The sequence below is a fragment of the Nitrosomonas halophila genome, assembly GCF_900107165.1.
GTDB classification, from domain to species: Bacteria; Pseudomonadota; Gammaproteobacteria; order Burkholderiales; family Nitrosomonadaceae; genus Nitrosomonas; species Nitrosomonas halophila.
The window spans coordinates 13,105-38,503 of the sequence record NZ_FNOY01000024.1 but is presented as its reverse complement, the minus strand read 5'-3'; the positions used below and the strand labels follow the sequence as shown (position 1 = coordinate 38,503).

Below are 25,399 nucleotides of genomic sequence, written 5' to 3'. Positions count from 1 at the left end.
GACTTAAAAAAACGCTACTGGGGGCGCCATTTTTGGGCGCGAGGATACTTTTGTGTAACATCAGGAGAACTGACAGAAGAAATGATTCAAAACTATTTGGAGCATCATTTTGAACCTAAAGGTGATGATAATTTCAGAACCGAAAGCTAAACGGGTCTTAAGACCCGTATCCTGACTTTAGTCATTGTCACTAACCCACCAGCTTTAGCTGGTGGTTGTTTAGTGAGAATTGATTGCTCTTGGGTAGCGATGTTTGCCGACAACTGGTATTCAGATTTGGTTTGATGGTGCACGGGTGCACCCTACGCGGGGGGATAACATCTCCGGTTGGGGTAGGGTGCACCTGTGCACCGATTCAACAATTTATCTTGGATAGCGTGTGTTCAGAGCTTCACGAAATAATTGGCGGCTGCTGAATCGATTGCTTCCGGTGCGAGCGCGACCGGTTGCTTGAGAAAGCGGGCCCGGTCCACGATGTGTTCCATGAGATCCCGCGGGTGATTGGCGGCCATGGGGCGGTTGGTTTTGCGGTAGTAATTTTCCAGCAGATATTCCACTGTCTGTGCTTCACAGGCGATGCCTTGCGCTTCGCAGATGCGGCGCATAATTTCCTTGAATTCTTCCTCGGTCTGATGGCGGATATGTATTTTGTGACGAATCCGGCGCAAGAATGCATCGTCCACCAGATCCAATGGGTTGAGGTTGGTACAAAAAACGGTAATCTGATCAAACGGTATCGTCAATTTCATGCCCGTGTGCAGCGAAGGGAAATCGGTGCCGCGTTCCAGCGGGATGATCCAGCGATTCAATAATTGGCGCGGTGCTATCCGTTGGCGGCCGAAATCATCGAGTATGAACATGCCGTTGCCCGCTTTCATGTGGATCGGTGCTTCATAGAAGCGGCTGGATTCATCGTAACGGAATTCGAGCATATCGGGTGTCAGCTCGCCGCCTACCATGACGACCGGCCGATGGCATTTTTTCCAGCGTGGATCATGTCTGATATGTCGATTCAGATCGAGCTGGCCCGTTTCCTGTTGGCTGGTATGCTGCAGTTCTTTGTGAATGGCGGAATCAAACAAACGAATAATTTGCCCACTGACTGTAATCGCCTGCGGGATATACACTTCTCCCGGTAATTTGCGTCCCAGTGCCTCGGCAATGCTGGTTTTGCCGGTTCCGGGCGGCCCGTACAAGAAGATGGAGCGTCCGGATGCGAAAGCCGGCCCCAGTTGATCCAGTAATTGCTGGCCTATGACCAGATGCTGCAGTCCCGCATGAATCCAGGCGCGATCCAGATCGATTTCCCGGACGGTTTGCCTGACCAGCGCACGGGTATAATCCTGCAACGGAACGGGCGCCGCACCGACATACTGACTGATCGCGCGCGCGGCTTCCGCTCTTTCCCGCCCCCGTTGGGTCAGTTCCAGAATCTGGGTGGTATCGCCGTAGCCGTTCATGGATCTGACCGTTGCCAGATGATCGGTGCGGATGCGTTCGATCAGTTCGGTCACGACACTGAAAGGCAGGCAGAGTGTTTCGGCGATCGATTGGACCGAGAAGGTGCCGGCCTCAAGGTAAGCAGCCTTGAGTGAGAGATCAACCAGAAAAGATTCATCCAGACCGGTATCGGCGATTTTCACCGGGACCGGTGGCACTGGATTGAAGAATCTCATGATTTGTTCTTCAGGCAGCAAATCGAGTGACAGCAGGGCATCGCCCAAATGGCTGCCAAGTTGCTGCTGCAGGATGCGCGCGCGTTTTAGCTGTTCATCGGTCAACAGTCTTTCATGAATCATTAGCTCTTCGACTGAATTCACATTTCCACCTTGTAAAAAAGATTGTAGGGCTGCAGCTGCCACACCCCGGCTTGATTGCCTGCTCGGATCGCTCCACTGGAAAACCTTCGGTTATACCCAGGGCGGCCAATGGAATAGGGAAGCCAGCCGATTGAACGGGTGCGCAGCGAGTCCTGCTTAATTCGGCCAGATGGCGGTAAATCTTTAATCCGGTTGAGGCCTGTATTTGTTTTGGGAGGTTATGTGAGCAGTTTGAGGGCGTGCAAATCCATGCTGCGTAGAGAGTTTGTGTGGTGCCGATTTTCTAACACTGGCTGCCGGCTACCATCATTTAACGTCAGACGGACGGGGCACAGGTGCGCTTGCGCACCGTTATACGTTCTGAGCAGTGCCAGCAAGTTGTTTCATATGATAAAAACCGGTGCACAGGTGCACCCTACGGGGCGAGGCCCAACGGGTTGCGGCCATTGCCGAATAGCTTCTCCTGCCGCATTGATGATTCGTGTGTATTTGTGTTCATTAGTGGTTTGGGTTTGGGTCTGGCTGCGCTGGACTGTCGTGATCGAGATGGCCGAGGAATCCGCCGGATTGGCGATTCCACAGTTTTGCGTAGAGCTGATCATGTGAGAGCAGCTCCGCGTGGCTGCCTTGTTCGACGATGCGGCCCTGATCCATTACGATCAACCGGTCCATGGCGGCGATGGTGGAGAGGCGGTGGGCGATGGCGATAACGGTTTTGCCCTGCATGAGCTCATAGAGGCTTTGCTGGATGCTGGCTTCGATATCGGAATCGAGCGCTGAAGTTGCTTCATCGAGGATCAGAATGGGGGCGTTCTTGAGCAGGACGCGGGCGATGGCGATGCGCTGGCGCTGACCGCCCGACAGGTTGACGCCACGCTCTCCCACCATCGCATCATAGCCTCTGCGGCCTTTGTAATCGACCAGGTCCATGATGAATTCATGGGCATGCGCGTGTTGGGCGGCAGCCAGCATTTCGGCTTCGCTGGCCTCGGGTTTGCCAAACAGGATATTTTCTCGAATCGAACGGTGGAGCAGCGAGGTATCTTGGGTGACGATCCCGATATTGGCGCGCAGACTGGCCTGCGTGACCGTGCGCACATCCTGGCCGTCAATCAGAATACTGCCCTGCTGAATATCGTAGAAGCGTAACAGCAGATTGATCAGGGTCGACTTGCCGGCCCCCGACGGCCCCACAATACCAACTTTTTCACCCGCGTTGATGTGCAGATCAAACCCGTCAAAAATTTGGGCACTTTTACCATGGCTTGCCTGGTGGTAGGAAAAATTGACCCGGTTGTAATCGATCGCACCCCGGGTGACGGATAGGGGTCTGGCATGCGGGGCATCGACGATGGCGTGCGGTTTGGCCAGCATGTTCATGCCATCCTGGACTATGCCGATGTTCTCGAATAGCTCGCCGACTTCCCACATGATCCAGTGCGACATGCCGGTCAAGCGGATCGCCAGACTCAGCGCAACCGCGATGGCGCCGGTACTGATGCTGCCATTGAGCCACAGGTATATGCCCAGTGCCCCGATCGCAAACACCGATAACATGTTGTTGATCCAGACCCAGGTATTCAGCCAGGTTACCAGACGCATTTGGGGGTGAACAGTATCCAGGAATTCCTGCATACTGTCCTGTGCGTAGCCGGATTCGCGCTGGGTGTGGGAGAACAGCTTGAGGGTCAGAATGTTGGCGTAACTGTCGACGATCCGGCCGGTCATGTTGGAGCGCGTGTCCGCCTGTAATTTTGCAATGCGCCTGAGTCTGGGAATGAAGTAGTAAAGAATGCACGAATAGGCTGCCAGCCAGACAAGCAGTGGGAGGCAGAGACGCAGATCGGCGTTGGCGATCAGCAATAGGGCTGTGATGAGGTAAACACTGACAAACAGCAAGACATCCAGGGTTTTGATGACTGATTCGCGGACTGCCAGCGCTGTCTGCATGACTTTGGTTGCCACGCGTCCGCTGAATTCGTTCTGGAAGAATGTGTAACTTTGGTCGAGCAGGTAGCGATGCGCCAGCCAGCGCACCAGCATGGGGAAATTGCCCATGAGTGACTGATGCAGGATTACTGAATGGGCAAATACCAGCAGGGGCATCAGGATCAGGATGAAGAGTGACAGTCCCAGCAGCGCGCGGGATTCTTGCTGCAAGAATGCCTGTGGATCCCTCTCGGCCAGCCAGTCGACGATGGTGCCGAGCACACCGAACAACATGGCTTCTCCCACGGCCACGCAAAAGGTGAAAATAGCCAGCAGCAGCAGGTAGGGCTCCAGGCCCTTGGTATAGTGTCGGCAGAAGCGATAGAGCGAAGCCGGCGGTTCGGCCGGCTGGCCGGGTGGGAAGGGGTCGATCAGACGCTCGAAGTAGCGAAGCATAAGCTAATTGTCAGAGGCAGCATGTGGGTGATAAACAATGGCAGGCTGTTGCACACTTTTTACCTGGTATTGACAGTCGGGTTAACCGGAGCAGGGGATTTTCAAGCGACAGACCGATGGCTGCAGTGGGCGCCGGTAAGGGTGTATCCCTGGTTGTACGGACGGCAGCGTGCAGTTTACAATATGCCATGCCCGACTTGCATAGTAACCAGCCTGCATGGCAGTCCCAGGGCTATTTTATCCAAGAAATGGCAAGCCCGCTTCCCTGAATCGTTTGAATCAATCAGCTGCCACTGAGATGTTCGAAAATTCTGAATCCGGCGACATAGGTGCCGATCGCGGAACCGAAAGATGCCAGCAGGAAAATGAGCAAGGTGCGTGTGACGCGATTTTTCCACCAGCCCTTGAGGCGTATTGTATCCTGCCGGAGCCGGCTGAAGTCACTGACCTGCGGTTTGCGCAAAAAGATTTCAGCTGCTGCGGCCACCATGCCCGCGCCAACCATGGGGTTGAGTGATGTGAGTGGTGCGGCCAGAAAGGCGGTGACAATCGTCAGCGGGTGGGCCAATGCGATGGCGGCACCGGTTGCAGACAATCCACCATTGATGATAACCCAGTCGATGATCATCGCCATGCCAATATCGGGGCTGCGCTGGAAGCCAATGCCAAAGCCGGTCAGGATCAGCGCCACGATGAACCAGGGTACATATTTGATCCAGCGGGCTGCATCGGGAATGATATCGAGCTGGCGAATGGTGTCATCGGGCGACCGGGATGCATCCGTCTGTAAGATTTGCCTGATGCCTTGCATGTGGCCCGCACCGACGATCGCAAGCGTATGCTGGTAGTTGTTTTCGGTGATTTCTTTCAGCAGGCGCGCGGACATGTATGCGTCGCGCTCGCTGATCAGTGGTCCGTACAAATCCCGCTGGTTCTCGGCAAGTTGCGAGAATGTGCTTTCCAGCACATCACCTTCCTTGAGGCGTTCAATTTCTTCCGCGCTGACCTTGTCATGACTCATGATGCTGGCGAGCAGGCCGCTGAATAGCCCGAAGCGCTGCCACCAGGGAAAATTGTGATAGATTCGTTTCAGAGTGGTGCCAATTTCCCGGTCGATCAGCAATACCGGTAGTTTTGCTGCTTGTGCATCCCGGACTGCCGTACGCATTTCAGCACCCGGCTCGATTCCCAGATTCTCCGCCATGCGCTGCTGAAATGCGCCCAACGCCAGACTGGCCGCGACCATATAGGCCTGGCCTTTGCGGATCACCTGAAAAAGATCCATTTTGGCCAGCAGATCCGGATTGACAATCGCTTTGTAGCGGCTGGGGCACAGCTCTACCGCCACGGCATCGAATGCCTGGGTGGCAATCAACTCCTGGACTTTGTCCGCACTGGCCTGGGATACATGCGCGGTTCCCAGGATGGTGAGTTTCCTGTTCTGACCCAGTTCGAAAGTTTGGAGTGGTTCGGTTGCCTGGTGGGCGTCATGGGGGGATTGAATCGTTTTGCTTTCTGACATGGATGAATTATCAAGTACAAGAGTCAAAGGGTTAACGTGCCAGCGCGATGGCGTGCCGGGAACGCGGGAGTTGTCTTTGCATGCGGGGCCCGATCAACGCGGTGCATGTGCCAGGGCAAACGGTTTGTTCGCGGCCATCGTCAGCATTCCGTGATGCTGACTGCGAGACCGCCCAGAGAGGTCTCCTTGTATTTGTGTGACATTTCCAGGCCGGTTTGTTTCATGGCGGCGATACAGCTATCGAGCGGCATGAAGTGCTGGCCGGTGCCGCGGCGGGCAAGCGCTGCCGCTGTGTGCGCCTTGATCGCGCCAAAACCATTGCGCTCGATGCAGGGGACTTGCACCAGGCCGCCCACAGGATCGCAGGTCATGCCCAGATGGTGTTCCAATGCGATCTCGGCAGCGTTCTCGATCTGCTCGGAGGATCCGCCCTGTGCCGCACACAGCCCTGCGGCAGCCATCGCGGCGGCCGATCCAACTTCTCCCTGGCAGCCGACTTCCGCGCCCGAAATGGAACTGCGATGCTTGATCAATCCGCCTATGGCGGCGGCGGTCAGCAGAAAATCGCGAATTTGCTGGTGGGTGCCCTGCTCATGTTTGTGCAGGTAATATAGCACAGCAGGAATGACACCGGCCGCGCCATTGGTGGGGGCGGTCACTACCATGTGTCCGGCGGCATTTTCCTCGTTGACGGCCATGGCATAGGCACATAGCCAGTCGTTGAGTGTGGCTTGTTCTGGACGGGCCTGAAGTTGTTCGTACAGAGTTCGGGCGCGGCGCTGTATTTTCAATCCCCCCGGGAGTTGGCCCGCAGTGGAGAGGCCGGATTCGACACAACGGCGCATGGCCTGCCAGATATCGTCCAGTCCTTGGTCCAGTGCCTGGGCCGGCATTCTGGTGAGTTCGTTCGCGCGTTTCATGGCCGCGATCGATAAGCCACTTTGTTGCGACATCTTCAACATGCTGCGTGCAGAATCAAAAGGATAGGGACAGGTTTTGCCAGATTCCATTTTGAGGGGCGCGTTCAGCTGGTCGATTTCGGCGAGGGTGCAGATGAAGCCGCCTCCGATTGAGAAATAGGTTTCGGACAGTACGGTATTGTTCTGTTCGTCATGAAGGAAAAAAATCATGCCATTGGGGTGTTGTGGCAAAGGGGCGGATTTGTCGAACCAAATATCATCATCTGGATGAAAGGCCACCTGTCGATTGTCATTCAGAGTTAAAACATCGGCTGACCAGAGTGTTGCGATCAATGCGTTGACATCCTGCCCGGCGAGCGCAGAGGGGCTGTAGCCATGCAGCCCCAGTGTCACTGCGCGATCAGTGGCATGGCCCTTGCCTGTGAAAGCGAGCGAACCCTTGAGTGTGCAGGACACCTGATAATGCTGAGGGGAGGCCTGTTCGGCGAGGTATTGGCTGACATGGTCACGAAAAACGTTTGCCGCAACCATCGGGCCCATGGTATGGGAGCTTGAAGGGCCGATGCCGATTTTGAATAAATCAAGTACGCTGATAAACATAAAGTTAATGGGTTGGACTCAATTGTCTGGTATTGCAGGTTGAGATGTTGGAGAAATCTAAAATTTGTCAATCAAGTTTGCTTTGCGTCCTGGTGGCCTGGTATTGAAATGGAATGGGCATCGCACTGCGTCACGGTGCAGTGTATCGGAACAGCAGCCGTGGCTGCAAAATTGTATAGCAGTTTGATGAAACTTGCTTCAGGATAGACGAAATCCTGGGTGCGTTTATGTACCATAAGATTATAGTTAGGGCTTATCCCGAGATTCGTTGATCCGTCTGAAAACTGTATGAAGATATATCAATCATGGCAGCCAACCGGGGCTTCCTAAATAATGCATAGACTGGGGCAAGTATGCTATGGTTTAAACGTAAGCAGGGAGCTTGGATGCTTATTCGGCGTTGCGTCATCTTTGCAGGATGGCCGGTTAAAGTATTTTGATTGGATAATGCTTGCGGGCAATGCTGTCTGTGTTGCAATTACTATTAGACACTATGATTCCAGATAGCCATTCAGGGCGACGGTTTTTGTTTCGGAGCCGATTGTTCCTCGCGTGTTTGATGCTGTTTGTATGGCAGTCCTGTCATGCGGAGTTGGTCGCGACGATAGATCGGGTCAAGCCGGCGATCGTGGGTGTGGGCACTTTTCAGAAAATGCGCTCTCCTCCCCTCAATTTCCTGGGAACAGGCTTTGTCGTCGAGGATGGTTCGCATGCGATAACCAATGCGCATGTCATACCTGAATTGGCGGGCGGTCCCAACAGGGAATCGTTGGTGATTATGACTGGCCGGGGAGAAAGGCCGGAATTGCGGGTGGCCAGAGTCGTGGCCCTGGATAAGGAATATGATTTGGCGTTGCTGCGCTTCGAGGGTGCGCCTTTGCCTACGTTGAAACTGGGTGATGCAGACAAGATAAAGGAAGGACAAGTTCTCGCGTTCACTGGATTTCCTATCGGTATGATCCTCGGTTTCTATCCGGTTACACACCGAGCACTGATCGCCTCGATCACACCGATCATTTTGCCCGTGCATAATGCCCGGCAGCTCGATTCAAGCAAAATCCGTCAGTTGCAACGGTCAGCCTACAAGGTATTTCAGCTCGATGGCACCGCTTACCCTGGTAACAGCGGCAGCCCGTTGTATGATCCTGGGACCGGTGAGGTTTATGGCGTGGTCAATATGGTGTTTGTCAAAAGCAAAAAGGAATCAGCCCTCAGCAACCCGAGTGGAATCAGTTATGCCATTCCGGGGACTTACATCAAAGAATTGCTTAAACGCAATCGACCATAATTGAAGCATGATTCCCCGATCGGCGGACAGACTCTGTTCTTCTGCCTTAGCTTGCCGTTTCTGCAACCGTCGTGCCACAGCATGTGCAACGCCGGACGATGAAATAATTGATTATTTTTGTACTGCTTTTGGCTGGAGAGTATTTTGATCCGGATTTCTAATCATTACATTTCCAGATTCTCGGTATTGCTGGCTGGAATTGAAATCATCGAACTGTTTCTGGTGTTTTTCATCGGGGCAGGTATTCGGTTCATGTATTGGCAGGGGACGGCGACTGAATTGCTGCTCTCCCAATTGCCTGGCGCTTTTGTTTTTACTTTTGTGATCATGGCTTGCATGGCCGCATTGGGTATGTATCAACTGGATAGCAGGCGTGATTTTGAGGGTATTCTGCTCCGGTTATTGCCATCCCTGGCGCTGGGATTTGGCATTATGGCGCTGATTTTCTACCTGTTTCCGGAATTTTACTTTGGTCGTGGGTTGCTCGCCATTGTGATGTTACTGGCATTGTTGCTGATCGTGCTGGGGCGAATCCTGTTTTTCCGATGGTCCGGTCTGGATACGTTGCGTTCCCGGGCGTTGATTTTAGGTGCCGGATCCAGAGCGAAGGAGTTGTTCGATTTGGTAGAAGGCAGCTCTGCGCTGCACAACTTCAAGGTAGTCGGGTTTATTCCATTTGAAAAAGAGCCACGCAGTGTGCCTGCCGCCTCGGTGGTGCCCAAGACAGCTCCGTTGCTGTCATTGGTGGATCAGTATGATGTTCAGGAAGTTATCGTGGCCATACAGGAGCGGCGGGGCGGGACTTTTCCGATACAGGAACTGCTGGAATGCAAGATCAGGGGTATCCGGGTGACCGATATCGCCGGTTTCTATGAACGGGAATGCGGCCATTTGCGCATGGATGCGCTTTATCCCAGTTGGCTGGTATTTGGTGGCGGCTTCGATCAGGGAACATTGAGAACGACCGTCAAGCGCGTATTCGATATAACGGCCAGTCTGATACTCCTAATAGTCACTTTGCCGGTGATGCTGGTAGCCGCGCTGCTGATCCTGATCGAGGATGGGCGGCCTGTGTTTTACAAGCAGGAACGGGTTGGGAAGGGCGGGGCGGTCTATCAGGTTGCCAAATTCCGCAGTATGTTCAACGATGCGGAAAAGGGAGGAAAACCGCAGTGGGCGACTGCCGATGATCCGCGTGTGACAAGAATCGGAAGAATTATACGTAAATTGAGAATCGATGAGTTGCCACAAATTTTTAACGTTTTCAAGGGTGAGATGAGTTTTGTCGGTCCCCGGCCTGAGCGTCCGCATTTTGTCGATATCCTGAGTGCGCAGGTCCCCTATTACAATATGCGGCATAGTATCAAGCCGGGAATAACCGGCTGGGCGCAGGTGCGCTATCCTTACGGGGCCTCAGTCGAAGATGCGATCGAGAAACTGCAATATGATTTGTATTACGTCAAGAATCACAGCCTGTTTCTTGATGTCGTGATATTGATCGATACGGTTGGGGTTGTTCTGCTGGGGAAAGGCAGCCGGTGAGTTTTATAGCAATCGGTTTGCATGTTAAGGGCTCGTTAATAAATAACTTGAGCCTGAAGGGTTGTTGCGTATTCGAGCATCTGCGGCGTTGCGAGGCTTGCGAATGGAACGATCATTCGGCTTCGCCTCGCGCCTTGCATCTTTCCCGAATACGTAGCAGCGTATGCCCAAGTTATTCATTAACGAGCCCTAATAGCCATGGCGAGCGCTAGTTACGCATCGGCAGCTATTGCTTTTCTTTTGCTGTCCATCCTGCTTTTGACCAGTTGGCGGGGGCGGCTCTATGGCCTGCTGCTGGCGGTCGCCAGTTTGACTTCTGCACTGTGGGCGGGAACCCTCGCAGGATTGTCATATTGGGAGATGGCAAATCCGGTTCTGGTGGAGACACTGGAAATATTGCGCAATGCAGTGTTGACTGCTTTCCTGATCATTTTGCTTGGCCCTTTCCAGGTACGGGAAACACGCGCAACATCCCCCAAGATCAGGCCTGCGGTCATTGCGGTTGTTCTGTTTTATTTCGCCTGTCTGGTACAGGCGCTGTTGTTTGACCCAGTGGTTGACATGGCACCTGATTCAGCCGCTTCGCTGCACTATGTGTTTCTGACGAAAGTGGTGATGGCGATCATCGGCATGATTCTCATCGAGCAGTATTACCGGAATACGCCTCAGGAACAGCGCTGGGGCGTCAAATTCATCTGTTTGGGAATTGGCGGTATTTTTGTCTACGACTTTTATCTCTACAGCGATGCGCTGCTATTTCGCAAAATCAATATCGACGTCTGGGTGGCGCGCGGCTGGATCAATGCGCTAACTGTCCCGCTGATCGCGTTTTCGGCGGCGCGCAATCCAAAGTGGACCGTCGGGATCGCGGTTTCCAGGCATATCCTGTTTTATTCCTCGGCCTTGTTTGGCGCAGCCGTTTACCTTTTATTGATGGCTGCAGTCGGCTATTATCTCCGCTTTTCCGGTGGATCCTGGGGCACGGTACTACAGTTGATCTTCCTGTTTGGTGCCATCGTGCTATTGATTATTGTGCTGTTCTCCGGCACAACGCGATCCTGGCTCAGGGTATTCATCAGTAAGCATTTTTTTAGCTATAACTACGATTACCGAGAAGAATGGCTGCGTTTTACGCGTACGCTCTCAGAAGAAAAAACGGAATTGAGGGTGCGTGTGATCGCTGCCTTGGCGCAACTCGTGGAAAGCCCGGCCGGTGGCTTGTGGTTCAAATCCGAGCAGGGGATTTACCGTCCGATTGCCCGCTGGAATATTCCAGATATCGATGAGTGTGTGGATGCTGGCAGTCGTTTTTGTCAGTTCATGCAGGAAAATGCCTGGGTGATCGATTTGCAGCAGCATGATTCCGACCCGCAAAAATATGCGGCGATGATTTTGCCCGACTGGTTGCCTGCCATTCCCAAGGCAAGATGGGTGATTCCCTTGATTCTGCATGGGGAATTGCTCGGATTCGTGGTGCTGACCGAGCCCAGAAGTCATGTGGATTTCAATTGGGAAGTGCGGGATTTGTTGAAAGTGGCGGGCAGTCAGGCAGCGAGCTATCTGGCACAGTACGAGACCGATCAGGCACTTTCCATGGCCCGTCAATTTGAGTCATTCAACCGGATCTCCACATTCGTGGTGCACGATATCAAAAACCTGATTTCCCAGCTGTCGCTTTTGTTGACGAATGCCGAGAAACATAAAAACAACCCCGAGTTCCAACAGGATATGATTGAGACGATCGCCTTGTCGGTCAACAAAATGAAGCGGATGCTCGAGAAGCTCAGTAACGGCAACCGAATCGATAGTATCAATCGTTTGCCGCTTGCGGAAATGTTGCAGCAAATCGCTCAAAGCAAATCATTCTTTGAACCCAGGCCCGGCCTTGTGATTGACGGGACTGGGGTCAGCGTGAGGGCCGATCAAGTACGTCTCGAGCGTGTCCTGGGCCACCTGGTGCAAAATGCAATCGAAGCGACGCCAAAGGATGGGCAAGTCACGATACGGCTCAAGCAAAAGGATGAATGGGCTGTGATCGAGATTGAAGATACTGGCCATGGTATGGACGAACAGTTCATACGCGACAAACTGTTTCAACCGTTTGAATCAACCAAGACGGCTGGTATGGGTATTGGTGTCTTCGAGAGCAAGGAATACGTGGAAGAGCTGGGTGGGAAGCTGCATGTGTCCAGCCGGGTGGGACAAGGCTCGATTTTTTCGGTGATGCTGCCGGTTTACCGGGACATGGGCAACTGTGAAAGCGCTGGAATTGACTGAAAATGCATCAAGTCTTGCTGCACTGGTGTGTTCGGATGGCGTGGCGGAGAGGGTGGGATTCGAACCCACGTGTCAGGAGAACCCGACCATCTGATTTCGAGTCAGCGCCGTTATGACCGCTTCGGTACCTCTCCATGAATCATCTGCATCTTTCAATGACGCTATTTTACCAGTTTTTCAACTTTTTGATAGGAATGCTATGGCAATTGGGAAAAATCGATGAAGGCTGTGCAATTAACAATTCCCGACGTGTATGTAATCGAGCCGCAGGTGTTCGGTGACGAACGTGGTTTTTTTTTCGAAAGCTATAACCAGCGTCAGTTCGAAGCATTGATTCAGCGTAGCGTAAAGTTTGTGCAAAGCAATCATTCGCGTTCGCTTAAGCATGTTTTACGCGGCCTGCATTACCAGATCAGGCAGCCACAGGGAAAGCTGGTGCGGGTGGTGGTGGGAGAGGTATTTGATGTCGCGGTGGATTTGCGGCGCAACTCGCCGACTTTTGGCCAATGGGTAGGCGAGATTCTCAGCGCGGACAACAAGAGGCAGCTCTGGATTCCTGAAGGCTTTGCGCATGGATTTGTCGTGCTTTCCGATTATGCGGAGTTTTTGTATCAAACGACGGATTACTGGGCGCCTGATTACGAGCGGTGCATGCTTTGGAATGATCCAAAATTGCAGATAGACTGGCCGATCGCTGGAGAACCCTTGCTTTCCGCCAAGGATGCCCAGGGCAAGGCATTTGATCAGGCGGAAGTCTATCAGGATTGATGCGCAATCAATCGACTGACGATGGCTAAAATCAAGACACTTTATACCTGCAGCGCCTGTGGCGGACAGACCTTGAAATGGCAGGGCCAATGTCCGCACTGCCGCGAATGGAATACGTTGATAGAGACCATCGCTGAAAAGAGCCGGTTGGGTGCTGCATCGGATCCGGCAGCAGGACAGGTGCTGAATTTGAGCGAGGTGGAAGCACAGGATGCGCCCCGTGCTACCACCGGTCTGGCCGAGTTTGACCGCGTGTTGGGAGGCGGGTTGGTGCCGGGCGGCGTGGTGTTGCTGGGAGGGGATCCCGGTATCGGCAAATCGACGTTGCTGTTGCAGGCCTTGTCCCGCATGTCTGCGTGCCAGCAGGTGCTGTATGTCAGTGGCGAGGAATCGGCGCAGCAGGTCGCACTCCGGGCGCGGCGGCTGACGTTGGATGTGGCAATGGTCAACCTGCTGGCCGAGATTCAATTGGAAGTTGTGCACAGGGTACTGGCTGAACGGCATTTTGATGTGGTTGTCATCGACTCGATCCAAACCATCTATACCGAGGCCTTGCAATCCGCCCCGGGATCGGTTGCCCAGGTACGGGAATGTGCCGCTCGTTTGACGCGATTTGCCAAGGCCAGTGGAACCAGTGTGATTTTGGTTGGCCATGTGACCAAAGAAGGTGCGCTGGCCGGTCCACGGGTATTGGAGCATATGGTCGATACCGTCTTGTATTTCGAGGGCGATACACACTCGACCTTTCGCTTGATTCGAGCTTTCAAGAATCGTTTCGGCGCGGTCAACGAATTGGGGGTGTTTGCCATGACCGAGAAAGGGCTGCGGGAAGTGAGCAATCCCTCTGCCTTGTTCCTTTCCCATCATGGCGGCCAAGTGGCTGGTAGCTGTGTCATGGTGACACAAGAAGGCAGCCGTCCGCTGTTGGTGGAGATTCAGGCGCTGGTAGACGAAGCGCATGCCCCCAACCCGCGCCGTTTGTCGGTCGGCCTGGAGCAGAACCGGCTGGCGATGCTGCTGGCGGTGCTGCACCGTCACGCGGGCATACCCTGCTTCGACCAGGATATTTTTATCAATGCTGTCGGTGGCGTCAAGATTACGGAACCGGGTGCTGATCTGGCAGTGCTGCTGGCAATTGTCTCGTCCCTGAAGAACCGGGCACTGCCGGAAAAAATGGTGGTGTTTGGGGAAATCGGGCTGGCTGGTGAAGTGCGGCCGGTCCAGCGCGGTCAGGAACGGATGAAAGAGGCCGCCAAATTGGGGTTTACCCAGGCAGTTGTGCCCAAGGCCAATCAGCCGAAACAGGCAATCGAGGGGCTGGAGGTCATCGCTGTGGAACGCGTCGACGAGGCCGTCAATTGTTTGCGCTGAACATTAGCGATTCAAGGTGATTCATTAACGAGCCCTAAGGATTGCCAGTTGGCCTTGCGCAATCCAGAAAGATTTTGATTAAATGTTATCGATGCGTACAAAACTTTATTTATTGCTGATGCTGGCAATTTTGTTGCCTGTAGTGGCTTTTTTCTTGCCGCCGATTTCTCAGCCGCATGTTTACCATGACTTTGCAGACCAGCGTGTCTGGCTGGGGATGCCCAATTTTTGGAATATTGTTTCCAATTTGCCATTCCTGTTTGTGGGTCTGGCAGGCTTGAAGTTTCTGTATGCAGGGGCGGCGTGGCAGCAGCCATCTCTTGCAGTCTGTACAGTGGACGAATACCGGTCTTACCTGGTCGTTTTTGCAAGTATCGTGCTGGTGTTTCCCGGATCGGCCTATTACCACTGGAATCCGGATAACAGTGGCCTGTTTTGGGACCGGTTGCCGATTGCGTTGGGCATCATGGCGCTGCTGTCGGCAGTCTTGATCGAGCGTGTGCCGATCAAGCGGGCGGCGCTCGTATTGGGCGTGTTGGTATCATTGGGGGGAGCGAGTGTCCTGTTCTGGTACTGGAGCGAGCAGCAGGGTGAAGGGAATTTGAATTTTTACATTGCGACCCAATTTGGTGCGCCGCTGCTGATCATTCTGCTGGTCAGGTTTTTTCCGTCCCGCTATACCCGGTCTGCCGATATCTATGGGGTGCTGGCATGGTATGCCCTGGCCAAACTTGCCGAACTACTGGATGAATTTGTCTATCAGCTGGGAGAGGTGATCAGTGGCCATGCGCTCAAGCATCTGTTGGCCGGGCTGGCGGTTTACTGGTTGCTGCGCATGCTGAAGCGGCGCAAATTATTGTCGCATGAAGTCATTCCTGCCGGGCATTGATCAAGCGACCCATGCCCGGCGGGTGATGGCGTTATTTTGCCCGGGCGTAATTGCCGGAGCCGGCTAAGCTGTCGCTTCTGAATGAACGTCTGCGTTCGTCGCGCCCGTATGGTTGGGGTTGGCCATAGGCAGTTCGATTGCCTCTATGGCTGGATGCATTGGGTGCATCCGCATTATTTGGCCAAGTGCGCTTGCCTTTATGGGCTGAAGGCGATTTCCTGGGCATGGCATCGTTGCGAGGCGTTCTTCTCGGTTTGAAGCGCGGTTCCATACCGGGAATGACATGCGATTCAATCCTGTTTCCAGTGAATTTTTCTATTCTCTTGAGATGTATGCCGTCCTTGTCCGATGCGAAGGAGACTGCAATGCCCGATGCCCCTGCACGTCCTGTTCGTCCGATACGGTGCACATAGTCTTCGGCGAACTTCGGTAAATCGAAATTGATGACATGCGTGATATCGGCGATATCAATCCCGCGTGCGGCCACATCGGTCGCAACCAGTATTTTTAGCCGCCCCTGACGCAGACCGGTCAGGGTGCGCGTGCGTTCCCGCTGGGTCATGTCTCCGTGCATTGCGGCAGCCTTGTGGCCTTGGGCGGACAGGTTATCCGCCAGCGAGTCTGCGTCACGCTTGGTTGCGGTGAATACAATCGCCTGTTTGATGGCGGTGTCACGCAGCAAGTGATCCAGCAATTGATTTTTATGCGAAAGATTGTCCACGTAATGCAGGCGCTGTTCAATGTTCTCGAGCTTGGCGCGCTGGGATGCGATCTGAATCCGTTTGGGTGATTTCAATAAACGTGCGGCAATTTTATCAATCGCGCTGTCCAGTGTGGCTGAGAACAGGATGGTTTGCCGGTCTGCCGGAGTGGAGGCGGCGATTTGCTCGACGTCATGAATAAAGCCCATGTCCAGCATGCGATCCGCTTCATCCAGCACGAGCATTTCAAGCCGTGAAAAATCCACGCGTCCGCGTTGGATGTGGTCGATCAAGCGGCCCGGCGTGGCGACCAGAATATCGACGGTCTGGGATAGCAATTTGTTCTGGAGTGGATAGGGCATGCCGCCCAGAATGCTGACAACTTTGGTGCGCGGCAGAAATTTTCCATATTTGCTGGCTGCTTCCGAAACTTGCAAGGCCAGCTCGCGAGTGGGTGTCAAAACCAGTACACGCGGACCACGGCTGCGTACTGCCGCGGGCGATGCCAGGCGATGCAGGGCTGGCAGCATGAAGGCTGCCGTTTTGCCGGTGCCGGTTTGTGCGCTTGCCATGACGTCGTGGCCGGCGATCAATTCAGGAATGGCTTGTTGTTGAATGGGAGTGGGGGTGGTGTAGCCCGATGTCTGGACTGCCTTGATGATGGAAGGGTGTAAATTTAAACTTTCAAAAGACACGTTGATTTTCCTGATAAGAAAAAAAGTAAACGCGCGAGCAGAAACACGATAGATACCGTATCGGCATGTAGTAAGTACCGCTAGCGCAGACTATACATCGCCGCTAACCAGAGGCACTGCACAATTTCTTGTGGAAACAGGGAAGTCTAGGAGAGGTCAGGAACGATGAAACTGGGAAATTAACTGTTTGGAACAGTCCCACAAGTATACAGCAATCATAGGGATTGTCGAATTTTTGTGAGACTGTCGTGGATGGAGAAGAATGATTAACGGGTAATCGGCTTGAAGCGGATCCGTTTCGGCTGTGCGCCTTCTTCTCCGAGGCGTTGACGTTTATCCGCTTCGTATTCCTGATAGTTGCCTGCAAAGAAAGTGGCCTGAGAATCGCCTTCAAAGGCCAGAATATGGGTGGCGATCCGGTCGAGGAACCAGCGGTCATGCGAGATGACCAGCACGCACCCGGCAAATTCCAGCAGCGCGTTTTCGAGTGCCCGCAGTGTTTCGACATCCAGATCGTTGGAAGGCTCATCCAGCAGCAATACGTTGCCACCCGAAATCAGGGTTTTGGCAAGATGCAAACGTCCCCGCTCGCCGCCGGAGAGCGTGCTGACAATTTTTTGTTGGTCCGGGCCCTTGAAATTGAAACGCCCCAGATAGGCTCGTGCAGGAATTTCAAATTTCCCTACCGCAAGAATGTCATTACCCTCCGAAATCATCTGGAAAACAGTCTGGTCGCCGGCCAGTGTGCCGCGTGATTGATCCACATAGGCAATGTCGACTGTTTCACCAATTTTGATTTGGCCTGAATCAGGTTGCTCTTGCCCGATGATCATGCGAAACAGGGTCGATTTTCCGGCGCCGTTGGGTCCGATGATGCCGACAATTGCGCCAGGCGGGACTCTGAAACTGAGGTTGTCGATCAGGAGATGGTCCCCGAATCCCTTGGAGACATTGCTGAATTCGATGACTTCATTACCCAGCCTGTCTGCAACCGGAATGAAGATTTCCTGGGTTTCGTTGCGCTTCTGGTACTCCAGGGAATTGAGTTCTTCGAACCTCGCCAGACGTGCCTTGGATTTTGCCTGTCTGCCCTTGGGATTTTGCCGGACCCATTCCAGCTCTTTCTTGAGCGATTTCTGACGGGCAGACTCGGCGCTTTCCTCCTGCTTCAATCGCACTTCTTTTTGTTCCAGCCAGCTTGAGTAATTACCCTTCCAAGGTATGCCATGGCCACGGTCGAGCTCCAGAATCCATTCTGCTGCATTGTCCAGGAAATAACGGTCATGCGTCACGGCAACCACAGTTCCAGAAAAGCGCGCGAGGAACTGTTCGAGCCATTCGACTGATTCGGCGTCAAGATGGTTGGTGGGTTCATCCACCAGCAGCATGTCCGGTTTCGACAATAACAGTTGGCATAGGGCAACGCGACGTTTCTCACCACCCGACAGATGTTCGATGCGTGCTTCCCACTCAGGCAAGCGTAAGGCGTCGGCTGCAATCTCCATTTGTTGCGTCAGATTGTCTCCTTCCTGTGCGATCAGGATCGCTTCCAGCCGCGATTGCTCGGCTGCCAGTGCATCGAAGTCGGCGTCCGGTTCGGCATAAGCGGCATAGATGACTTCCAATTGTTGCTGGGCGTTGAACGCCTCGCCCAATCCTTCCTGAACCGCTTCGCGTACAGTTAAATTGGGGTCGAGTTGCGGTTCCTGCGGGAGATAACCGATGTTGAGATTGGACATGGGCGTACACTCGCCTTCGTAATCCTTGTCCGCCCCCGCCATGATTTTCAATAAGGTGGATTTGCCCGAACCATTCAGGCCGAGCAGGCCAATTTTTGCACCGGGAAAGAAACTGAGGGAAATATCTTTGAGAATCGTGCGCTTGGGTGGAACAACTTTGCTGACACGATTCATGACTAAAACATACTGGGCCATAAATTTGTTTATTAATCCTGAATTTAAGTGAGTTAAAAACCCGAGGGTTAAGGAATCCGCTACTAAAAAGATGCCTGCTGATCACATGATTATAAGGCAATCGGCAATGTGGCCAGATCCCGCGGCCAAATCGATTGCTTCAATCAAGAAAGGAGGGTGCTGCCAGGATCGTTGACTGTTTTCCGCGATGGCGCGAACTGCCTGGGCAGAGACTTGAAAAACGACCATTCATATAGATCAGAACTCTGTCAGATTCTTATCGTTCACCAAGACATGCAAGTTGCTGAATGCCAGCGGATGGCCGCATAAACTGGTGGGGAATTTGATCAAAACAGCAGTGATGCCGCCGACTTCGATTGCCAGTCATTACTCCACTTAAGAAGCTGTTTAGAAATGCCAATCCCAGGTCAGTTTGCCCAACGCTTTGGCAACTGTAGCGTTATTATTATCGAAAAGCATCTGGATGGCCGCGGCCCGTTGAGTCTCGCCAAGACGGCGGTTGAAATTGCGGATGACCATTGTTTTCTGCCGTCTTTGCGAGCACAGCGGAGCAATCCAGCCTAACGCCAGCTTGGTTTCGATACCGAGTCGCTTGCCAAGATGCTCACGGTTTGGAAAAACCATTCGTATCCACATACGCCATACTACGGTACGATCACTCAGGTTCAGCATTTCCAAACAGTTTCTAACATATTGTAGCGATTGACGGCAAGTGGTCAGTGTCCAGCCACTATTTCGCACGATCAGGTCATTGGATCATGTCCAGATATTATTGAACTGGTCAGGCGATCAGTGCGGCGGTATTTCATAGTCAACCGTTAGGATTTCGAGCAGGTGGCCACTTGGGTCCCGGAAATAAACACCGCGCCCCCCATAATGATGATTGATCTGCATGTTTTCAGCTTCACTGGGCCCACTGCCATATTTGAGGTGTGCTGCCTGTAACCGGGAAAGAATTTCATCAAACTCCTGCTCCGTTACCTTGAACGCGTAGTGATGGGATTCGAATTTGTCACTGTTGTCAAAGTCGAGACATAGCGTGTCATTCACCCGTACCACAATGAAATGCGAGAATTCACCCAGATATTCAAAGCCAAACAGGTCGCAATAAAAATCTGCCGAGGTCTGATTGTCACGCGATGGCACGATTGTATGATTCAGTGTGATAGCCATAGACACCACCTCCAACTTAGAGTAATTGTTCAGTCTTGCACGCCAAACCTGCTTGCTGATTATAACGTTGACAATGTGAGTATCATTAAGTTTTCTTGTGTTTGAGCATGATGCATCGTGCAAAATCAGATTGATGTCTTGGCATGTTTGGAATTTCAGGCCTGGGACCGGATTTATTAATTGATCATCGATGCTTCAGTTTTCTCTCGACTTTCCGTAAACCTGTCATCAGGCTTTTGGCAATGGCCTGAGTGTGTGCCTGAATTGATTGCCATTGTGTTTATATATAGTCAGCAGAGGCCATGATAATAAGAATCAGTGATCCTCTTCGTATTTATCTGGTGGCGATAAGGCTCAGGACCGAGTCGTACAATTTTCGGGACATTGGACAACGATATGCCAGTTTGTAAATCAAGCCGCAGTTGCAAAATCCATAAGCGTGAACCTGGGCGTCACAGATATATGAGTCTGCAATTTTCCACGACATGGAGAGGATGCAAATTACGGGATGCCGGCGACTGTCAGTGGGATTGATCACATTTTCCTTCAAGAAAAGTGATAGGCTTTTTTATCGTGTTAGACGCAGATACATAGGATAGATATGGCGTTTCTCGGGTGGTGGTTTTGTTGCAAGTACATGGGGATTCATGCCTAAATTTTACGTTATGGATAATACATTTTGCTTTATGATTAGGCCATATCAAAATCAGGTCAATCTCAGCAGACTATCAATTTAGTGAGGGTTCCGTGTGAATATTCCAATCAAAGACTGGCTAGTTAACTGTTTAATCATTATTGTCCTGCTAGTCATAGGTGGGTGCAAAACTTATCCACTGCTTACTACCGAGGGGGAGAAAATTCCGCATGATTATCTGATCGGGCCCGGCGATACATTGAACATTATTGTCTGGCGTAATCCGGAGATATCGATGAGTGTGCCGGTTCGACCGGATGGCAAAATCACGACTCCCCTGGTCGAAGATTTGCCGGCCAGCGGCAAAACCTCAACCGAACTGGCGCGCGATATCGAAGAAACGCTGTCGAAGTATTTGCAACAGCCGGTTGTCACTGTCGTGATCACTGGATTTGTCGGGCCTTTCAGCGAACAGATCAGGGTGATTGGGGAAGCTGCGCAACCCCAGGCGCTCCCCTATAGTGAAAACATGTCGCTGATGGATGTCATGATTGCTGTGGGCGGGTTGACCGACTTTGCTGCCGGCAATCGTGCCCGGATCATTCGCTATATCGATGGCAGCCAGCAAGAGTTCCGTGTCAGACTGGATGACCTGCTCCGGGATGGTGATATTTCCGCCAACGTGCCCATGTATCAGGGAGATGTGCTGGTCATTCCAGAAAGCTATTTTTAATTGTCAGTTCTATTTGGTCTGAGTATATGCATCATCGAAAGCGGGGTAATCCAAAATGGATGAATTGATCGCCCAATTGCTGATTTACATCAAGGGTGTCTGGAAGTACCGCTGGGTATCCGTTGCGGTTGCCTGGTTCGTGGCGATTCTGGGGTGGCTGTTCGTCTATCAGATGCCTGATAATTACCAGGCTTCTGCCCGGATTTATGTCGACACCCAAAGTATTCTTCGACCTCTGATGGCGGGCATGACCGTGGCGCCCAATCCCGAACAGCAAGTTAACATCATGAGCCGTACACTGATCAGCCGTCCCAATGTGGAGCGGATTATCCGTATGGTGGATCTGGATCTCAAGGTTACGAGTGATAGCGCAAAAGATAGATTGGTGACTTCGTTGATGAAAGATATCAAGCTTGCTTCAACCGGGCGGGATAATATTTTTACGATTGCATACGATGACAAGGATCCCGGGCTTGCCAAGGATATTGTGCAGGCGTTATTGACCATTTTTGTCGAAGGCGGTCTGGAGGGAAAACGCCAGGATTCGACTTCGGCCTTGCGTTTCATCGATCAACAGATTGCCGCCTATGAAGAAAAGCTGGTTGCGGCCGAAGCCGCGCTGACGGCCTTTAAGCAAAAAAATCTCGGTTTGTTGCCTGGGCAGGGGGATTATTACACACAGCTGGTGGCTTCAATGGAAGAACTGGAGAAAGCCAAGCTGGCGCTGGTCGAGGCTGAACAAGCCAGAGACGCGGTTAAAAGACAAATCACAGGCGATGAGCCGGTGTTGCTGCTGGAGGCGAGCGAAATCTCACCGCAAAGCATCGTGAATCCGGAGATTGATTCCCGTATTCAGGCACTGAGTACCAATCTGGATAATCTGATGCTGAATTTTACCGACCAACACCCGGATGTGGTGGCAACCAAACGACTGATCTCTCAATTAGAAGAACGCAAAATCGAGGAAGCCAAGCTTGCTGGGACTGCCCATATGCAGGGTAAAAGTTACGATCCGATGATGCAGCAACTGAACATTGCTTTAACCGAAGCCGAGGCGCTGGTGGCTTCCATGAAGGCGCGTGTGGCCGAGTATGAGTCCCGATATGAACGGCTTAAATCGATGAGTGCCATGGTGCCTGCGGTGGAGGTGGAAATGCAGCAACTCAACCGTGATTATAATGTGAACAAGGCCAATTACGAGAAACTCCTGGAGCGCAGGGCTTCGGCCGAGATTTCCGGAGAAATGACATCCACGACAGGATTGATGTCGTTCAGGATCATTGATCCCCCTACCGTGCCGGATATGCCCTCGGGACCCGATCGCAGCAAATTCTTCACAATCGTCTTTCTGGGCGCTTTATTGGTGGGTGTGGGTATGGCTTTCATCATCAGTCAGATACGTCCAACTTTCCACAGCCAGGGCAGTTTGCGCGAGATAACGGGATTGCCAATTCTGGGAACGATTCCCATGATTTGGACTGAGCAAGAAAAGAAAAAACGGAAGGGACGTCTTTTCGCATTTGGAATTTCCCTGCTGATGCTGATGACCTGTTATGTGGTATTGATGGTTTATATGAATACACCGAGTGCGGCATTGGCACAGCCTTGATTTGGAAAGAGTGGATTGTTGTCAGTGCTGGCGAGTCATGGATAAATTCAGGTATTGGATGATGGAGGGGGCATGAGTCTTATCGAAAGAGCTGCAGGAAAACTGGATAAAAATAATCGTTCATCCAAGGCCACCCAAATGCCATTGCAAGAGGGCGACGCTTCATCATCGATTCCTTCGTCCTCCAAGTTGCTCGATAGCGCGCCTAACCCTGAAAGTGGAAAAGATGCTGAAACGCGCGGTATTACGCATGCGGCGAAACGTATAGAGATTGATCTGGATGGTTTGCACGATAAAGGTGTCGTCACACCACATCACACCAAGTCACTGGTGGCGGAGCAATTCCGGTTGATCAAGCGTCCACTGCTTTCCAATGCATTCAATGAAAATAGCGGGATCAAGAATGGGAACTTGATTATGGTGACCAGTTCATTGGCGGGCGAAGGGAAAAGTTTCTGCTCAATCAACCTGGCAATGAGTATCGCGATGGAAATGGATCATCGGGTATTGTTGGTTGATGCCGATGTGGCCCGGCCCTCGATTCCAAGAACACTCCGTTTTAATCCGGAAATGCCTGGCTTGCTGGATATTATTCTTGATCCGAAACTGGCGGTATCCGATGTCCTGATCAAAACCAATGTCGAGAAACTGACGTTGATTCCTGCCGGTGCAAGACATTCCCATGCCACTGAATTATTGGCAAGTCAGAGTATGCACGCCATTCTCGAAGAGCTCGCGCAACGTTATCATGACCGCGTGGTGATTTTTGATTCTCCACCGTTGTTGCTCACCAGCGAGGCGCGTGTGCTTGCAAGCCAGATGGGACAGATTGTACTGGTGGTGGAGGCGGAAAGGACCACTCAGCAGACTGTCAAGGAGGCCTTGCGGCAGATTGAAGCATGCGATGTGATTAATCTGATTTATAACAAGGCGCGCGCATCCCATAATGCTGGATACTACGGTTACTATTATTGATGAAAGCATTCAGCTACTTTAAGTATTCCTTTCATCGCATATATTTCTGGCTTGTTTGCCTGGCAGGTTCGGGTTACTGGGGATTGCAGGCGAATGCTGCCGAATGGAATATTCAACCTCGATTGACATTGAGCGGAACCTATACAGATAATATCGGACTCGGTGGAATCGGTGCCGGGTTTGGTGGGGTGGTTGGCGACGGCGGCGGGGATTTTGTCTCAGAAATCAATCCAGGCCTGGGGATCAGGGGCGAGGGCCGTCGCTTCAACACGAATATCAATTACACCTTGAATAATCTCATTTTTGCGAAAAGTGAGCGTGTACTGATGCGGCATTGGCTAAACGCCAATGGAACCGCCGAGATTATCAAAGAGCGCTTTTTTGTGGATGGGCGTGCGGCCATCAGTCAGCAGAATGCTTTTCTATTCGGCCCTCCTGCATTTGATAATACCAATTTGACCGGTAATCTCAGGGATATTCGTACCTGGAGTATCAGCCCCTATGCACGGCACCGGTTCAAGAATTTGGCTTCCGGTGAGTTGCGCTATGTCCGGAGTGCTGTCAGTTCGAGTGCACAACAGTTCTTTAGTAATACTATCGATTCGGTGAACCTTTCCATGAACAGCGGTTCAGCATTCAGAACACTGGGCTGGGGGATCAATTACAATCACACCAAAATTGACCGAGAACGTTCCGGTCTTAGTATGGGAACACTGGAGCTGGAGCGGAGTGCCGGTACGCTGCGTTATGTCATCACACCTCAATTCAGTCTGATTGGTACCGGTGGCTATGAGCGCAACAGTTTTATCTCGATCAGGGGCAAGTCTTCCAGTCATTTCTGGACAGCTGGTTTTTCCTGGGTGCCCACGACAAGAACCAATGTCAATGCATCGGCCGGACAGCGATTCTTTGGTAATACCTATGCAGCGTCGATTGATCATCGTACGCGCCGCACAGTCTGGAACTTGAGTTATCTGGAAGATATTACCACTTTTGGCCAGCAATCCATGTTGGGAGGGTCGATTATCGATCCAGGCGCTCTGGGGCAGTTTCTTCCCGGTCTCCAGGATGGCGGGCAATTACTCGATCAAGGTCTGCCACTTTCTTTTTCGGACCCAAACAATTTCCTGACCAATCGCCTGTTTCTGCTCAAACGCCTGCAGGCTTCGCTGGTACTTCAGGGCAAAAAAAATTCCCTGGTGTTTCGTGCCTACAATTTCTCCAGAAAGGCCTTTACACCGGATGAAGAAGACGAATCATTGATCGGGATCGGGAATGCGTTCCTCACCAGGAACACTACCCAGACTGGAGGGAATGTGCTGTTGAATCATCGCCTGACGGCATTGACCAGTGCCAATTTCAATTTTGGCTATACCCGGATTCGTTTCGGTATGACCGACCAGGATGATGATCTCTATATCTTCATGCTGAGCCTGAATAAGCGGATTACGCCCCATATCAATGGATTACTTCGCTATCGTCACCATCGTCGGTCATCCAACCGCAGTAATGCCGATTTCAGCGCCAATGCCATAACCGCTTCTGTGCGCATGAATTTCTAGA

The 25,399-nt window shown here is 52.2% G+C and carries 19 protein-coding genes and 1 tRNA gene; 11 read left to right on the top strand and 9 right to left on the bottom strand.

What is annotated here, in order from left to right:
• On the top strand, positions 1-150 hold a 150-nt coding region (locus BLV85_RS07420; protein ID WP_176973882.1), incomplete at its 5' end, for a transposase.
• A gap of 233 nt (positions 151-383) precedes the next feature.
• Here the strand turns inward: BLV85_RS07420 and BLV85_RS07415 are convergent.
• From BLV85_RS07415 to BLV85_RS07400, 4 genes are all read right to left on the bottom strand, one after another.
• Positions 384-1,820 carry an AAA family ATPase gene (locus BLV85_RS07415; protein WP_245725126.1) on the bottom strand — a complete coding sequence of 479 codons (1,437 nt, stop codon included), beginning with the start codon at positions 1,818-1,820 and terminating at the stop codon, positions 384-386.
• 498 nt (positions 1,821-2,318) lie between these two features.
• A complete protein-coding gene (locus tag BLV85_RS07410; RefSeq protein WP_090413828.1) occupies positions 2,319-4,205 on the bottom strand; it encodes an ABC transporter ATP-binding protein in 1,887 nt (628 codons plus the stop codon).
• A gap of 283 nt (positions 4,206-4,488) precedes the next feature.
• On the bottom strand, positions 4,489-5,727 hold the full coding sequence (locus tag BLV85_RS07405; protein WP_090413826.1) for a TraB/GumN family protein: 1,239 nt from the start codon (positions 5,725-5,727) through the stop codon (positions 4,489-4,491).
• 140 nt (positions 5,728-5,867) lie between these two features.
• Positions 5,868-7,247: an L-serine ammonia-lyase gene (locus BLV85_RS07400; protein WP_090413824.1), complete on the bottom strand. Its 1,380-nt coding sequence runs from the start codon at positions 7,245-7,247 to the stop codon at positions 5,868-5,870.
• Between the two features lie 559 nt (positions 7,248-7,806).
• Here BLV85_RS07400 and BLV85_RS07395 point away from each other — a divergent pair.
• From BLV85_RS07395 to prsK, 3 genes are all read left to right on the top strand, one after another.
• Entirely contained in the window at positions 7,807-8,535 is a 729-nt protein-coding gene (locus BLV85_RS07395) for a S1 family peptidase (protein WP_245725125.1), read from the top strand.
• A gap of 144 nt (positions 8,536-8,679) precedes the next feature.
• Positions 8,680-10,077, top strand: a complete 1,398-nt coding sequence (locus BLV85_RS07390) for a TIGR03013 family XrtA/PEP-CTERM system glycosyltransferase (RefSeq protein ID WP_090413819.1) — start codon at positions 8,680-8,682, stop codon at positions 10,075-10,077.
• A 198-nt stretch (positions 10,078-10,275) separates the two neighbouring features.
• Positions 10,276-12,354, top strand: coding sequence for an XrtA/PEP-CTERM system histidine kinase PrsK (gene prsK, locus BLV85_RS07385; RefSeq protein WP_090413817.1), 2,079 nt, complete (start codon positions 10,276-10,278; stop codon positions 12,352-12,354).
• 41 nt (positions 12,355-12,395) lie between these two features.
• Here prsK and BLV85_RS07380 read toward each other — a convergent pair.
• Positions 12,396-12,488 (bottom strand) — tRNA-Ser (locus BLV85_RS07380).
• A gap of 85 nt (positions 12,489-12,573) precedes the next feature.
• On the opposite strand from BLV85_RS07380, the gene rfbC reads away from it, so the two are divergent.
• The 3 genes from rfbC (at position 12,574) to BLV85_RS07365 (ending at position 15,382) form a co-directional block, all read left to right on the top strand.
• Positions 12,574-13,122 carry a dTDP-4-dehydrorhamnose 3,5-epimerase gene (gene rfbC / locus BLV85_RS07375; protein ID WP_090413815.1) on the top strand — a complete coding sequence of 183 codons (549 nt, stop codon included), beginning with the start codon at positions 12,574-12,576 and terminating at the stop codon, positions 13,120-13,122.
• Between the two features lie 21 nt (positions 13,123-13,143).
• Positions 13,144-14,493, top strand: a complete 1,350-nt coding sequence (gene radA, locus BLV85_RS07370; RefSeq protein ID WP_090413813.1) for a DNA repair protein RadA — start codon at positions 13,144-13,146, stop codon at positions 14,491-14,493.
• A gap of 91 nt (positions 14,494-14,584) precedes the next feature.
• Positions 14,585-15,382, top strand: coding sequence for an alkaline phytoceramidase (locus BLV85_RS07365; RefSeq protein WP_245725124.1), 798 nt, complete (start codon positions 14,585-14,587; stop codon positions 15,380-15,382).
• Positions 15,383-15,413: 31 nt separating this feature from the next.
• On the opposite strand, the gene BLV85_RS07360 is transcribed toward BLV85_RS07365, so the two are convergent.
• The 4 genes from BLV85_RS07360 to BLV85_RS07345 all read right to left on the bottom strand — a co-directional run bounded on the left by BLV85_RS07360 (position 15,414) and on the right by BLV85_RS07345 (position 19,885).
• Positions 15,414-16,778 carry a DEAD/DEAH box helicase gene (locus BLV85_RS07360; protein WP_090413811.1) on the bottom strand — a complete coding sequence of 455 codons (1,365 nt, stop codon included), beginning with the start codon at positions 16,776-16,778 and terminating at the stop codon, positions 15,414-15,416.
• A gap of 266 nt (positions 16,779-17,044) precedes the next feature.
• Positions 17,045-18,712: an energy-dependent translational throttle protein EttA gene (gene ettA, locus BLV85_RS07355; protein ID WP_090413809.1), complete on the bottom strand. Its 1,668-nt coding sequence runs from the start codon at positions 18,710-18,712 to the stop codon at positions 17,045-17,047.
• Between the two features lie 387 nt (positions 18,713-19,099).
• Positions 19,100-19,336, bottom strand: a complete 237-nt coding sequence (locus BLV85_RS07350; RefSeq protein ID WP_090413808.1) for a hypothetical protein — start codon at positions 19,334-19,336, stop codon at positions 19,100-19,102.
• A 165-nt stretch (positions 19,337-19,501) separates the two neighbouring features.
• Positions 19,502-19,885 (bottom strand): VOC family protein, encoded by a 384-nt coding sequence (locus tag BLV85_RS07345; RefSeq protein ID WP_090413807.1) that lies wholly within the window; start codon positions 19,883-19,885, stop codon positions 19,502-19,504.
• A gap of 749 nt (positions 19,886-20,634) precedes the next feature.
• On the opposite strand from BLV85_RS07345, the gene BLV85_RS07340 reads away from it, so the two are divergent.
• The 4 genes from BLV85_RS07340 to BLV85_RS07325 all read left to right on the top strand — a co-directional run bounded on the left by BLV85_RS07340 (position 20,635) and on the right by BLV85_RS07325 (position 25,398).
• On the top strand, positions 20,635-21,252 hold the full coding sequence (locus tag BLV85_RS07340) for an XrtA/PEP-CTERM system exopolysaccharide export protein (RefSeq protein WP_090413805.1): 618 nt from the start codon (positions 20,635-20,637) through the stop codon (positions 21,250-21,252).
• A 55-nt stretch (positions 21,253-21,307) separates the two neighbouring features.
• The gene (locus BLV85_RS07335) at positions 21,308-22,861 is read left to right on the top strand and encodes an XrtA system polysaccharide chain length determinant (protein ID WP_090413802.1); all 1,554 of its coding nucleotides are present in this window, start codon (positions 21,308-21,310) and stop codon (positions 22,859-22,861) included.
• Between the two features lie 72 nt (positions 22,862-22,933).
• The gene (locus BLV85_RS07330) at positions 22,934-23,836 is read left to right on the top strand and encodes an XrtA-associated tyrosine autokinase (protein WP_090413800.1); all 903 of its coding nucleotides are present in this window, start codon (positions 22,934-22,936) and stop codon (positions 23,834-23,836) included.
• Positions 23,836-25,398, top strand: coding sequence for a TIGR03016 family PEP-CTERM system-associated outer membrane protein (locus BLV85_RS07325; protein ID WP_090413799.1), 1,563 nt, complete (start codon positions 23,836-23,838; stop codon positions 25,396-25,398). The genes BLV85_RS07330 and BLV85_RS07325 overlap by 1 nt, the downstream gene beginning before the upstream one ends.
• The last annotated feature ends 1 nt before the right edge of the window (position 25,399 follow it).

Bases quoted from the DNA above. Each gene is read 5' to 3' on its own strand.
- BLV85_RS07410 (WP_090413828.1), bottom strand. From the start codon at position 4,205: ATGCTTCGCTACTTCGAGCGTCTGATCGACCCCTTCCCACCCGGCCAG.
- BLV85_RS07405 (WP_090413826.1), bottom strand. From the start codon at position 5,727: ATGTCAGAAAGCAAAACGATTCAATCCCCCCATGACGCCCACCAGGCA.
- BLV85_RS07400 (WP_090413824.1), bottom strand. From the start codon at position 7,247: ATGTTTATCAGCGTACTTGATTTATTCAAAATCGGCATCGGCCCTTCA.
- BLV85_RS07395 (WP_245725125.1), top strand. From the start codon at position 7,807: ATGCTGTTTGTATGGCAGTCCTGTCATGCGGAGTTGGTCGCGACGATA.
- prsK (WP_090413817.1), top strand. From the start codon at position 10,276: ATGGCGAGCGCTAGTTACGCATCGGCAGCTATTGCTTTTCTTTTGCTG.
- rfbC (WP_090413815.1), top strand. From the start codon at position 12,574: ATGAAGGCTGTGCAATTAACAATTCCCGACGTGTATGTAATCGAGCCG.
- radA (WP_090413813.1), top strand. From the start codon at position 13,144: ATGGCTAAAATCAAGACACTTTATACCTGCAGCGCCTGTGGCGGACAG.
- BLV85_RS07365 (WP_245725124.1), top strand. From the start codon at position 14,585: ATGCGTACAAAACTTTATTTATTGCTGATGCTGGCAATTTTGTTGCCT.
- ettA (WP_090413809.1), bottom strand. From the start codon at position 18,712: ATGGCCCAGTATGTTTTAGTCATGAATCGTGTCAGCAAAGTTGTTCCA.
- BLV85_RS07350 (WP_090413808.1), bottom strand. From the start codon at position 19,336: ATGGTTTTTCCAAACCGTGAGCATCTTGGCAAGCGACTCGGTATCGAA.
- BLV85_RS07345 (WP_090413807.1), bottom strand. From the start codon at position 19,885: ATGGCTATCACACTGAATCATACAATCGTGCCATCGCGTGACAATCAG.
- BLV85_RS07335 (WP_090413802.1), top strand. From the start codon at position 21,308: ATGGATGAATTGATCGCCCAATTGCTGATTTACATCAAGGGTGTCTGG.
- BLV85_RS07330 (WP_090413800.1), top strand. From the start codon at position 22,934: ATGAGTCTTATCGAAAGAGCTGCAGGAAAACTGGATAAAAATAATCGT.
- BLV85_RS07325 (WP_090413799.1), top strand. From the start codon at position 23,836: ATGAAAGCATTCAGCTACTTTAAGTATTCCTTTCATCGCATATATTTC.